Source organism: Streptomyces sp. URMC 126, assembly GCF_051386555.1.
Taxonomy (GTDB): Bacteria; Actinomycetota; Actinomycetes; order Streptomycetales; family Streptomycetaceae; genus Streptomyces.
The window spans coordinates 1-11,912 of record NZ_JBPQTX010000223.1 but is presented as its reverse complement, the minus strand read 5'-3'; the positions used below and the strand labels follow the sequence as shown (position 1 = coordinate 11,912).

The window sequence follows — 11,912 nt, the reverse complement described above, 5'->3', positions numbered from 1 at the left end:
CCCTTGCCCCCGGCCCCGCCCGCGCGGCACCGGCGGCGGCGTGCGGTGGTGGCCGGTGCCGTCGCCCTGGCCGTGGTGGCCGGCGGGGCGGCGGGGGCCTGGTGGCTGACGCGGGACGGCGACGACTCGCCGCTGGCCGGGCGGCCACGAGTGAAGGACAGCGCGGCCGGGCTGTCCTACGCCATCCCCAAGGGCTGGGAGCAGGACCGGAAGCGGAAGCTCATCGGCGCCTTCACCTCGGCCATCGGCAGGAAGAAGCAGGACGACCACCACGCGGCCGTCGTCCTCACCGGCCGCTCCGCGGCCATCCCCCGGGACCGGCTGGGGATGTGGGCGGAGCGGTCCGCCCGGTCCAACGCGGAGTTCTTCTACCCGGACCGGCCCGTCACGCCGGAAGAGTCCCGGCCGACCACGGTGGACGGGCACCCCGCCCACACCGTGGCCCTGAGGGTGGACACGGAGAAGGACGGGCCGGCCCGGCTGCGGATGACGCTCCTGGAGGTGGACGCGAACCGGGCCGCCTTCCTCCTGGGCATCGACCAGCCGGCCGGCGGGGAGGTGCAGCGGGAGATCGACCAGGTGCTGGAGAGCGCCACCGTGACGGGTGGGGAAGGGCCAGGTCCCGAACCCGGCGCCCGGACGGAGGCGCTCCCGCGGCACGGGGTCCGTGACGGGTCCGTCCCGGCGGTCCGGGCGGCCATGGCCGACCGCCGCCGGTTCTGACCCCGACGCCCCCCGCCGCTCTCGCGTGCTCGCGGCCCGGCCCCCTCACTCCTCGAACTCACTCCTCGAAGAACTCCCGCACCACCCGTTCGGCCGCCTCGTCCGCCGCCGCCGCGGGCGACAGCTCGCTCAGGGTGTCCAGGTCGGTGTCCTCGCTGAGTTCGGCCTCCCAGGCGGCGGCCAGCTGCTCCTGCCGCTCGGGCGGCTGGCTCTCGACCTTCTTCCGGCTCGCGGGGCTCAGGGCCGCCAGGAAGCGGGGCAGTTCGTCGGCGGGCATACGGGCCTCTCTCGTCGCGGTCACTCGTCCCCCGCCGCACCGGGGCGCGCGGGGGTTCCTGATCAGGTGTTCCAGGCCCCGGCCCGGCATCCCTGCCCCGGGCGGCCCGCTCACCCGATCGGCCCCCGCGCCGCGCGCCGACGCGCCTCCGGCGGCCGTCGGGCGCGCCGTAGCCTGGCGCCATGCGCGTCGCCATCGCCCTGTTCACCTCCGATCTGCGGCTGTACGACAACCCGGTGCTGCGGGCGGCCGTGCGCGCCGCCGACGCGACCGTCCCGTTGTTCGTCGTCGACAGCGGCGTCGCCGACGCCGGATTCGCCGCCCCCAGCCGGTCGGCGTTCCTCGCCGACTGCCTGGCCGACCTCGACGAGGGGCTGCGGGCGCGCGGCGGCCGGCTGGTCGTCCGCCGGGGCGACGTCGTCGAGGAGATCTGCCGGGTGGCCGCCGCGACGGGCGCGACGGACGTGCACCTCGCCGCCGGGGTGAGCGGCTACGCGCACCGCCGCGAGGAGCGGCTGCGGGCCGCGCTGGAGGCGGACGGGCGGCGGCTCCTGGTGTACGACGGGGTGGTCACGGTGCTGGCGCCGGGCGAGGTGGCGCCCCTCGGGAAGAACCACTTCGCGGTCTTCACCCCGTACTTCCGGCGCTGGTCGGCGCGGGCGCCGCGGGAGGTCGTAGCCCCGCCCCGGCGCGTCACCGTGCCGGAGGTGGACGGGCTGCCCGTTCCGTCGGCCGCCGACCTGGGCGCCGGCGGCGCGGCGCCCGGCCTCCCCCGGGGCGGCGAGCGCGAGGGCCGCCGCCGGCTGACGGCCTGGCTGCGCGGCGGCGTCCACCGCTACGCCGAGCTGCACGACGACCTCGCCGCCGACGCCACCTCCCGTCTCTCCGCCTATCTGCACTTCGGCTGCCTGTCCCCGTTGGAGGTGGTCACCCGCGCCCGTGGTGGTTCCCCGGGCGCCGAGGCGTTCGTCCGCCAGCTGGCCTGGCGGGACTTCCACCACCAGGTGCTGGCCGCCGTCCCCCGGGCCGCCGCCCGCGACTACCGGACGCGGCACGACATCTGGCGTCGGGACCCCGACGAGTTCGACGCCTGGCGGTCCGGCCACACCGGCTACCCGGTGGTCGACGCGGCGATGCGCCAGCTCGCCCACGAGGGCTGGACGCACAACCGGGCGCGCATGATCGTCGCCTCGTTCCTCAGCAAGACCCTCTACCACGACTGGCGGGAGGGCGCCCGGCACTTCCTCCGCCACCTGGTCGACGGTGACCTGGCCAACAACCAGCTCAACTGGCAGTGGATGGCGGGCACGGGCACCGACACCCGCCCCAACCGCGTCCTCAACCCCGTCGTCCAGGGCCGCCGCTTCGACCCCGACGGCGCCTACGTCCGCCGCTGGGTGCCGGAGCTGGCCGGCGTCCCCGGCCCGGCCGTCCACGAACCGTGGAAGCTGCCCGCCGCGCTGCGGTCCGGGCTGCGCTATCCGGAGCCGCTCGTCGGCCTCACCGAGGCCCTCGCCCGCTTCCGGGCGGCCCGCGGCCTGGACTGAACCTCTCCCCACCGCGAGCCGTACGGAGATGCGTGACCAGGTGTTCCGTGGGTGTATGGGGGCAGGGGCCCGGGGAGACCGGCCGCATCGCCGCGCCGGTCGCGTACGACACGGCGGAACGGAGGAGCGTTCTCATGGCCAAGCAGACGGTGGCGGAGCAGTTCGTCGACATCCTGGCGCGGGCCGGGGTGCGGCGGCTCTACGGAGTCGTCGGCGACAGCCTCAACCCAGTTGTGGACGCGGTGCGCCGCAACGCGGCGATCGACTGGGTGCACGTCCGCCACGAGGAGGCCGCCGCGTTCGCCGCGGGCGCCGAGGCTCAGCTGACGGGGAAGCTGGCGGCCTGCGCGGGCTCCTGCGGGCCCGGCAACCTGCACCTGATCAACGGCCTGTACGACGCGCACCGCTCGATGGCCCCGGTGCTCGCGCTGGCCTCGCACATCCCGAGCGGCGAGATCGGCACCGGCTTCTTCCAGGAGACGCACCCGGACCGGCTCTTCCAGGAGTGCAGCCACTACTGCGAGCTGGTGTCCACTCCGCAGCAGATGCCGCGGGTGCTGCGGACCGGCATCCAGAACGCGGTCGGGCGCGGCGGGGTCGGCGTCATCGTGCTGCCGGGAGACGTCGCGGGGCAGCCGGCCGCCGCGCCCACGGGGGATCACGCGCTGGTCACCACCCGGCCGTCGGTGCGGCCCGGGGACGCGGAGATCGACGCGCTGGCGCGGATGGTGGACGAGGCCGGGAAGGTGACACTGTTCTGCGGCGCGGGCACGGCGGGGGCGCACGACGAGGTGATGCGGTTCGCCGAGCGGGTGAAGGCGCCGGTCGGGCACGCGCTGCGCGGCAAGGAGTGGATCCAGTACGACAACCCGTACGACGTCGGCATGAGCGGCCTGCTGGGCTACGGCGCCGCCTACGAGGCCACGCACGAGTGCGATCTGCTGATCCTGCTGGGCACCGACTTCCCGTACAACGCGTTCCTGCCGGACGATGTGAAGATCGCCCAGGTGGACGTCCGGCCGGAGCACCTGGGCCGCCGGTCGGCGCTGGACCTCGCTGTGTGGGGTGATGTCCGCGAGACGCTGCGCTGCCTCACGCCGAAGGTGCAGGTCAAGAGCAGCCGGAAGTTCCTCGACAAGATGCTGAAGAAGCACGCGGACGCCCTGGAGGGGGTCGTCAAGGCGTACACGCGGAAGGTCGAGAAGCACACGCCGATCCACCCGGAGTACGTGGCGTCCATCCTGGACGAAGAGGCCGCCGACGACGCGGTGTTCACCGTCGACACCGGCATGAACAACGTCTGGGCCGCCCGCTACCTCACCCCCAACGGCCGGCGCCGGGTCATCGGCTCCTTCACCCACGGCTCCATGGCCAACGCGCTGCCGCAGGCGATCGGGGCGCAGTTCCTCGACCCGGACCGGCAGGTGGTGTCGATGTCCGGGGACGGCGGGTTCTCCATGCTGATGGGCGACTTCCTGACGCTGGTGCAGTACGGGCTGCCGGTGAAGGTGGTGCTGTTCAACAACTCCTCGCTGGGCATGGTGGAGCTGGAGATGATGGTCGGCGGCCTGCCCTCGTACGGCACGGCCAACCGCAACCCGGACTTCGCGGCGCTCGCGACGGCGGCCGGGGCGTACGGGGTGCGGGTGGAGAAGCCCAAGCACGTGCGGGGGGCGCTGCGGGACGCGTTCAAGCACAAGGGGCCGGCGCTGGTGGACATCGTGACCGACCCGAACGCCCTCTCCATGCCTCCGAAGATCAGCGCCGACATGGTGAGCGGATTCGCCCTCTCGGCCGGGAAGATGGTGCTGGACGGGGGCGTGGGGCGGATGGTGCAGATGGCCCGCTCGAACCTGCGCAACATCCCGCGGCCTTGAGCCTGCGGCGTCGCGCGGCACCGCACCCTCCGCGAACGCCGTCCGCCGAACCGCCGGGGATCAGCCGCCGTTCGCCGACCGCCGCGGACGGGCCGCTGGCTGACGACCCCCGGGATCAGCCCGGCCTGGGGGTCCCGTCCGGCGGCCCGGGCGCCATCCGCCGGACGGGCTCCGGCCGCTACCGCCGGGTCAGCCGCGGCTCCTTGGACCCACGGTCCACCCGGTAGCGTGCGACCAGCTCGGAGAAGGGTTTTCCGGCGCAGTCGTCCGGCACCGTGAAGTCGGCCACCTCGCGGTCGTCGCCGGGGACCAGCCGCACCCCGACGCGGTCGTCGCCCTCCTCCACGATCTCCGCCAGGGCGAGGATCTCCCCGTTCTCGTCGAACGCCGCGTGTACGCGCATGATCGGACCGTCCGTTCCGTTACGGGGTGACAAGGACGAGGGTGAAAACGAACTGGGCGTTCCCGGAGGCCCGGAGGGTGAGCCCCCAGAACGGCGGGATCGGGTCGTCGAAGTCCCAGAACGCGAACTCCGACACGTACTCCAGCGTGGCCTGCCGGTCGCTGAACGACGTATGGCTCACGCAGGGCCGGACCCAGGAGCTGCCGCTCGGGGTCTTGCGGAAGTCGAAGGCGAAGGAGTTCTGCTGGCCGCTGCCGAGGAACAGCAGGCCACTGCTCTTGATTTCCAGTCCGGCCATGTCCGGCCGCCTTTCCGAATCGCCGTACGCGAACGGGGTCGCCAGTGGCCACAGGGTGCTCCCGCGCCGCGCCCACCGTGAACGGGCGTGACGCGGACACCACCCGTTCGGCCCCCGAGGTCGGGACGGAGGTGACACGCCGGGCCGCGGGGGCCGGAGGGGCCCGGGTCGCCGTCCCGGCGGGGTGGGGCCGTTCGGCCCATGGCGCCACCCCGTACGATCGACCACGATCGACACGAAGCGTGACCGGTACGACCGGCGCGGACGGTGACAGGAGGGGCAGTGGAACAGGCAAGGGTCTTCTCTCCGGAGAAGCCGATCCGGGTGTTCCTCCTGGACGACCACGAGGTCGTCCGGCGGGGCATCCAGGACCTGCTGGACGCCGAGGACGACATCACGGTGGCCGGCGAGGCCGGCACGATCGGCCAGGCCCTCGCCCGGGGTCCCGCGCTCCGCCCGGACGTCGCCGTCCTGGACGTCCGGCTGCCCGACGGCGACGGCATCTCCGTCTGCCGGGAGTTGCGCTCGCGCATGCCGGACCTGGCCTGTCTGATGCTCACGTCGTTCGACGACGACGACGCCCTGCTCGACGCCATCATGGCCGGCGCGGCGGGCTACGTGCTCAAGCAGATCAAGGGCTCCGACCTGGTGGCGGCGATCCGGACGGTCGCCTCCGGGCAGTCCATGCTCGACCCGGCCACCACCGCCCGGCTGATGAGCAGCCTGCGCGGGGACGAGGGCGCGCACCCGGAGGACGACCGGCTGGCGGGCCTGTCGCCGCGCGAGCGCGACATCCTGGCGCTCATCGGCGAAGGGATGACGAACCGTCAGATCGGCCGGCAGCTCTTCCTCTCCGAGAAGACCGTGAAGAACCACATCTCGCGGCTGCTCGCCAAACTGGGCGTGGAGCGCCGCATCCAGGCCGCCGTGATCGCCTCGGAGGCGGCCCGGGCGGGGAGCTGACCCACCGCGTTCAGCCTTCCCAGCTCCACTCCTCGACCTCCGGCAGGTCCGTCCCGTGCGCGCGGATCCAGGCGTGGTGGCGGGTCCGTACGTCCTCCATCGCCTGCCGCACGGCGGCGGCCCGGACGGCGAGGCCGGGGACGTGGCCGATGACGTCCATGACGAGCCGGTAGCGGTCGAGGTCGTTGCTGACGACCATGTCGAATGGTGTCGTCGTCGTGCCGGATTCCTTGTATCCCCGCACATGCAGCTGGGCGTGGACGGCCCGCCGGTAGGCGAGGCGGTGGATGAGCCACGGGTAGCCGTGGTACGCGAAGACGACGGGCCGGTCGGTGGTGAAGAGGGCGTCGAACTCGTGGTCCGGCATACCGTGCGGATGCTCGCCGTGCGGCATCAGCCGGGCCATGTCCACGACGTTGACGACGCGGACGGCCAGGTCGGGCAGGTGCCTGCGGAGCAGGGAGGCGGCGGCCAGGGTCTCCTGTGTCGGTACGTCCCCGGCACAGGCGAGGACGACGTCGGGCTCCCGCCGCCCGTCCTCGGTGCCGGCCCATTCCCAGACGCCCGCACCCCGGGCGCAGTGGGCGCGGGCCTGCTCCAGGGTCAGCCAGTCGAAGCAGGGCTGTTTGCCCGCCACGATGACGTTGACGTAGTCGCGGCTGCGCAGGGCGTGGTCGGCGACGGAGAGCAGGGTGTTGGCGTCCGGCGGCAGATACACCCGGACGGCCTCGGGGCTCTTGTTGAGGACGTGATCGACGAACCCGGGGTCCTGATGCGAGAACCCGTTGTGGTCCTGCCGCCACACATGCGAGGTGAGCAGGTAGTTGAGGGAGGCGACGGGCCGGCGCCAGGGCAGCCGCCGGGAGACCCGCAGCCACTTGATGTGCTGGTTGACCATGGAGTCGACGATGTGCACGAACGCCTCGTAACAGGAGAACAGCCCGTGCCGCCCGGTGAGGAGGTAGCCCTCCAGCCACCCCTGGCAGGTGTGCTCGGAGAGGATCTCCATCACCCGCCCGTGCCGGTCGAGGTGCTCGTCGGTGGGCTCGGTGGCGGCCTGCCACGCCTTGCCCGTGGCGCCGTAGAGGGCCTGGAGCCGGTTGGAGGCGGTCTCGTCGGGGCCGACCACGCGGAAGTCGCGGCGGTCGGCGGTCGCGGCCATGACGTCGGCGAGCAGGCCGCCGAGGACCGCGGTCGGCTCGTGCCGCCCGGCGCCCGGCCGGTCCACGGCGACCGCGTGCCGCTCCAGGGGCGGGAGGGGCAGGTCGCGGAGGAGCAGCCCGCCGTTGGCGTACGGGGTGGCGCCGAGGCGCCGGTCTCCCTCGGGCACGCACTCCAGCACCGGGGAGACGGGCCGCCCGTCACCGTCGAACAGCTCCTCCGGCCGGTAGGACCGCAGCCATGCCTCCAGCTGCCGCAGGTGCTCGGGGTTGTCCCGGACGCCGGAGAGCGGCACCTGATGGGACCGCCAGGTGCCCTCGACGGGCAGCCCGTCGACTTCGCCGGGCCCGGTCCACCCCTTGGGCGTACGCAGCACGATCACGGGCCAGGACGGCCGGTCGGTGACGCCCTCCTCCCGGGCGGTGCGCCGGATGGCGGCGATGTGGTCCAGGGCGGTGTCCATGGCGGCGGCCATGGCCCGGTGCGCGGTCGCCGGGTCGTCGCCGGTGACGTGCAGGACGTGGTGCCCGTACCCGTGCAGCAGCCGGTCGAGCTCGTGCTCGGGGAGCCGGGCGAGGACGGTGGGGTTGGCGATCTTGTACCCGTTGAGATGGAGAATGGGCAGCACGGCGCCATCCCGCACGGGATCGAGGAACTTGTTGGAATGCCAGGACGCGGCCAGCGGCCCCGTCTCGGCCTCGCCGTCCCCGATGACGCAGGCCACGAGCAGGTCAGGCCGGTCGAAGGCGGCCCCGTAGGCGTGCGAGAGCGCGTACCCGAGCTCCCCGCCCTCGTGGATCGACCCCGGCGTCTCGGGCGCGACATGACTGGGCACCCCGCCCGGGAACGAGAACTGCCGGAACAGCCTCCGCATCCCGGCCGCGTCCCGCGTGACGTCCGGGTAGGTCTCCGTGTAGCTCCCCTCCAGCCACGAGTTGGCCAGCACGGCCGGCCCCCCGTGCCCCGGCCCCCAGACGCAGAGCGCCTCGGTCCCGCGCTCCTTGATCACCCGGTTGAGGTGGGTGTACACGAGGTTGAGCCCGGGCGAGGTGCCCCAGTGCCCCAGCAGCCGCGGCTTGATGTGCTGCGGCCGCAGCGGCTCGGTGAGCAGCGGATTGTCCAGCAGGTAGATCTGCCCGGCCGCCAGGTAGTTCGCGGCCCGCCAGTGGGCGTCCAGGGCGGCCAGTTCCTTGTCGTCGACCTCACCACGACGAACGCACCGCCGCGTCTCGCCGCCGCGCTCCCCACCCTCGGACTCCTCGAACCGCTGGGCCTTCCCGACTTCCGGCATGCCCCCACGGTTCCACCTCCCGAGGCCGAACGCCATGGGACGACCGCCGAGCGGGGGCCGGCCGCCTCGTTCCCGGCGGGTCGGTGCGCGGTGCGTGGTTATGTCGGGGAGACGGCCTGGTTCGCGTCGAGGGGGCGTAGGAAGCGGCGTTCGTAGCGCTTGATGCAGCGGGTGGTCCGGGCCAGTTCGTAGGCCTCGCGGCAGGCCGGGTCGGTGGTGCTGTCGGTGCGGTAGCGCTCGTAGGCGGCCATGTTGGGGAAGGAGAAGAGGGCGTAGGCGATGTCGCTGTCGCCCTCGCTCGGCAGGAAGTAGCCGTGGTGGGTGCCGCCGAATCGGTTGACGAGGGCGATCCAGCGGCGGCCGTACTCCTCGAAGTCCGCGAGCTTGTCCGCGTCGATTTCGTACTTCAGATGGATGGTGATCATGTCGGCATCATGGTGGGCGGGCCCCCGGTGCGAAAGCGAATTCCGGGTGTGGCAGCGGTTTCCCGCTCACCCGCCCGTCGGGCCGTGATCCACCGGACAGCCGCCGGTCGCACCGCCTCGGCCCGCGTTCCCGGCTCCGCCCGTCCCGCCTCCTGCCAGCGGGATGCGCCACTCCAGGAGTGTTCCGCCGCCCGGCGGGGCGGACAGGGTGAGGGTGCCGCCGTGGCGTTCGGCGCGTTCGGCGAGGTTGCGGAGGCCGCTGCGGCGGCCGTCGGCGGAGGCGATGCCCACTCCGTCGTCGGCGACCGTGAGCGTCAGCTCCCGGCCCTCGTTGACGACGGCGACGTCCACCGCGCCCGCCTCCGCGTGCCGGGCGACGTTGGCCAGGGCCTCGGCGAGGACGGCGACGGCGTCGTCGGCGGCCTCGCGGGGGACCTGGGTGTCCAGCAGGCCCTCCATGCGCAGGCTGGGCGCGAAGCCGAGCGCGGTGCCGGCCTCGGCGACGGCCCGGACGGCGCGGGTGCGCAGGCCGTGCTGGGGGGCGGTCTCGCGGGAGCGGAGGCCGAAGATGGTGGAGCGGATGATCTTGATGGTCTCGTCGAGGTCGCCGACGGCGCGGCGGACGCGTTCGGCGGCCTCGGGGTGGTCGATGAAGCGGTCGGCGCTCTGCAGGGTCATACCGGTGGCGAACAGCCGCTGGATGGCGAGGTCGTGCAGGTCACGGGCGATCCGGTCGCGGTCCTCCAGCAGGGCCAACTGGGCGGTGTCCGCCCGGCGTTCGGCCAGCTCCATGGCCAGCCCCGTCTGACCGGCGAAGGCCAGCAGCGGTTCGGTCTCCCACTCGGGGAAGTCACCGGCGCCCGCGGCCCGGACGAGCAGCAGCACGCCGTGCACGGCGTCGTCGCCGGAGGTGACGGGGACGGCCAGCGCGGAACCGGGACCGGCCGGGCCCGCCGGTACCTCGCCGGCGTGGCCCCGGGCGGGCCGGGCGCCGGTGAACGCGGCGCCGCTCAGGGTGGTTTCGAGGGGCAGGACCAGGTGCCGGAGCGCGTCGGCGCCCCGGCCGGTGGCCGCCTCGACGGTCAGCGCGCCGTCCCCGGCCTCCGGCAGGGAGAACACCGCCAGGGCGGATCCGGTGATCTCACGGGCGAGTTCGGTGATACGGGCGGTGACCTCGGCACGCGGCCGGTCGGACATCAGGGCGGTCGTCACCTCCGCGCCGGCCCGCAGCCACCGTTCGCGCCGGGTGGACTCCTCGTACAGGCGGGCGTTCTCGATGGCGATGCCCGCGGCGACGGCGAGGGTGGCCAGGACCTCCTCGTCCTCGTCCTCGAAGTCCGCTCCCCCGCGCTTCTCCGTCAGGTACAGGTTGCCGAAGACGTGGTCGCGGACCCGGATCGGCACCCCGAGGAAGGTGTTCATCGGCGGGTGGCCGGGCGGGAAGCCGTACGAGGCGGGGTGGTCGCAGATCTTCGGCAGCCGCAGCGGTTCCGGACGGCGGATCAGCTCGCCCAGGATGCCGTGGCCGCAGGGGTACGGGCCGATGGCCGCTATCTCCTCGTCCGTCAGGCCGACGGTGAGGAACTGCGACAGCCGCCGGCCGTCCGGCCCGATGACGCCCAGCGCGCCGTACCGCGCGTCGACCAGCACCACGGCCGCCTCGATGATGCCGCGCAGCACCTGTTCGAGGTCCAGGCCGCGGCCGACCGACAGCACGGCCTCCAGCAGCTTGTGCACGCGGTCGCGGGTGCCGCGGGCGGCGTCGAGCCGGGCCTGGACCTCGTCCAGCAGTTCGTCCAGTCTGAGCTGCGGCAGCCGTACCGCCGCCGCCCCGGTGTTCTCCACGCCTCTCCTCGCCTCTCCCGGGCCCGCGCCCCGCCCGCGCCCCGCCGTTCCTCCTCCGGCCGAAAACAGCCGGGCCCGGTCGGACGGCCCTGCTCAGGCCCCCGCACACCGTATCGCCGTGCCCTCGGGTGGGGCCGACCGGCCCCTGGACCGCACCGTCGCGGCCGCGTTGAATGGCCGCGACGGGTCCGCCGCCGAGTGGCGCGGCGGCGGGCCCGCTCCGCCCTGCCCGGCGGCCCGTCGTCCCGCCGGGAGGGCGGGCCGGCCGGCGCGGCGGTCTCGTGTCCGGAGACCAGGAGGGACAGCCATGACCGATATCGCGCTCGACCGGCCGGCCGACGGCGGCGTCCCGGGCCCCGACCGGGCGGCGGCACCGCCGGTACGGGCGCCACGGAGCGCCGCCGGGGCCGGCCGCGCCCTGGCCTGGCTGCTGGTCGTCGCCGGGGCGCTGGGCCTGCTCGCCTCCTTCCAGATCACCGTCGACAAGATCCGGCTGACGGAGAACCCGGGGTTCCGCCCCGCGTGCAGCCTGAACACCACCGTCTCGTGCACCCCTGTGATGCTGAGCGACCAGGCGTCGCTGTTCGGCTTCCCCAACCCGCTGATCGGCTTGGTCGCCTACGCGGTCGTCGTCGCGCTCGGCGTCGTGCTGCTGACCGGCGCCCGGCTGCCGCGCTGGTGCTGGCTGGGGCTCAACCTGGGGACGCTGGCCGGGGCGGTGTTCTGCATGTGGCTGATGTCCCAGGCGCTGTACGCGATCGGGGCGTTGTGCCTGTGGTGCTGTCTGGCGTGGGCCGTGACGATCGCCCTGTTCTGGTACACCACCGCGCACAACCTCCGGCACCGGTTCCTGCCCGCGCCGCGCGGGCTCGTCCTGGGGGTGCTGGAGTTCCACTGGGCCGTGCCGGCGGCCTGGTACGGGGTGATCGCGCTGCTCGTGGTGGGACGGTTCTGGGCGCCCTGGTGAACACGTGGAACGCGTGAACGCGTGGGCGTGTGAACGCGCGGGAAGCCCGGAGACCTGCTCGCCGTCTCCTGGTGAAGCCCCGCGGAGAGGGCCGTTCGGCCCTCCTCCGGGCCCCGCCCGGCCCCTGCCCCGGCC

11 protein-coding genes are annotated in these 11,912 nt (G+C 73.8%); 5 read left to right on the top strand and 6 right to left on the bottom strand.

The annotated features are described in order from the left end of the window. Positions 1–723: hypothetical protein (locus tag ACSNOK_RS23665; RefSeq protein ID WP_436782771.1), on the top strand; the 723-nt coding region annotated here is incomplete at its 5' end. 58 nt (positions 724–781) lie between these two features. Here the strand turns inward: ACSNOK_RS23665 and ACSNOK_RS23660 are convergent. Next, positions 782–1,000 (bottom strand): hypothetical protein, encoded by a 219-nt coding sequence (locus ACSNOK_RS23660; RefSeq protein ID WP_185944789.1) that lies wholly within the window; start codon positions 998–1,000, stop codon positions 782–784. Positions 1,001–1,182: 182 nt separating this feature from the next. Between ACSNOK_RS23660 and ACSNOK_RS23655 the strand changes: the two genes are divergently transcribed. Then, a complete protein-coding gene (locus ACSNOK_RS23655; protein WP_436782770.1) occupies positions 1,183–2,547 on the top strand; it encodes a cryptochrome/photolyase family protein in 1,365 nt (454 codons plus the stop codon). Positions 2,548–2,681: 134 nt separating this feature from the next. Continuing rightward, positions 2,682–4,424, top strand: a complete 1,743-nt coding sequence (locus ACSNOK_RS23650; RefSeq protein ID WP_436782769.1) for a pyruvate dehydrogenase — start codon at positions 2,682–2,684, stop codon at positions 4,422–4,424. 178 nt (positions 4,425–4,602) lie between these two features. On the opposite strand, the gene ACSNOK_RS23645 is transcribed toward ACSNOK_RS23650, so the two are convergent. Further along, positions 4,603–4,827: a hypothetical protein gene (locus ACSNOK_RS23645; RefSeq protein WP_436782768.1), complete on the bottom strand. Its 225-nt coding sequence runs from the start codon at positions 4,825–4,827 to the stop codon at positions 4,603–4,605. Between the two features lie 19 nt (positions 4,828–4,846). Beyond that, positions 4,847–5,125: a hypothetical protein gene (locus tag ACSNOK_RS23640; RefSeq protein ID WP_436782767.1), complete on the bottom strand. Its 279-nt coding sequence runs from the start codon at positions 5,123–5,125 to the stop codon at positions 4,847–4,849. A 282-nt stretch (positions 5,126–5,407) separates the two neighbouring features. On the opposite strand from ACSNOK_RS23640, the gene ACSNOK_RS23635 reads away from it, so the two are divergent. Next, the gene (locus ACSNOK_RS23635; protein ID WP_436782766.1) at positions 5,408–6,088 is read left to right on the top strand and encodes a response regulator; all 681 of its coding nucleotides are present in this window, start codon (positions 5,408–5,410) and stop codon (positions 6,086–6,088) included. A gap of 10 nt (positions 6,089–6,098) precedes the next feature. Here the strand turns inward: ACSNOK_RS23635 and ACSNOK_RS23630 are convergent, their stop codons facing one another. The 3 genes from ACSNOK_RS23630 to ACSNOK_RS23620 form a co-directional block, all read right to left on the bottom strand. Next, complete coding sequence (locus tag ACSNOK_RS23630; RefSeq protein ID WP_436782765.1) at positions 6,099–8,540, bottom strand: phosphoketolase family protein; 2,442 nt, start codon at positions 8,538–8,540, stop codon at positions 6,099–6,101. A gap of 98 nt (positions 8,541–8,638) precedes the next feature. Beyond that, positions 8,639–8,965: an NIPSNAP family protein gene (locus ACSNOK_RS23625; protein ID WP_436782764.1), complete on the bottom strand. Its 327-nt coding sequence runs from the start codon at positions 8,963–8,965 to the stop codon at positions 8,639–8,641. A 66-nt stretch (positions 8,966–9,031) separates the two neighbouring features. Continuing rightward, a complete protein-coding gene (locus ACSNOK_RS23620) occupies positions 9,032–10,810 on the bottom strand; it encodes a GAF domain-containing protein (protein ID WP_436782763.1) in 1,779 nt (592 codons plus the stop codon). A 307-nt stretch (positions 10,811–11,117) separates the two neighbouring features. Between ACSNOK_RS23620 and ACSNOK_RS23615 the strand changes: the two genes are divergently transcribed. Further along, positions 11,118–11,777: a vitamin K epoxide reductase family protein gene (locus ACSNOK_RS23615; protein ID WP_436782762.1), complete on the top strand. Its 660-nt coding sequence runs from the start codon at positions 11,118–11,120 to the stop codon at positions 11,775–11,777. Positions 11,778–11,912: the final 135 nt, after the last annotated feature.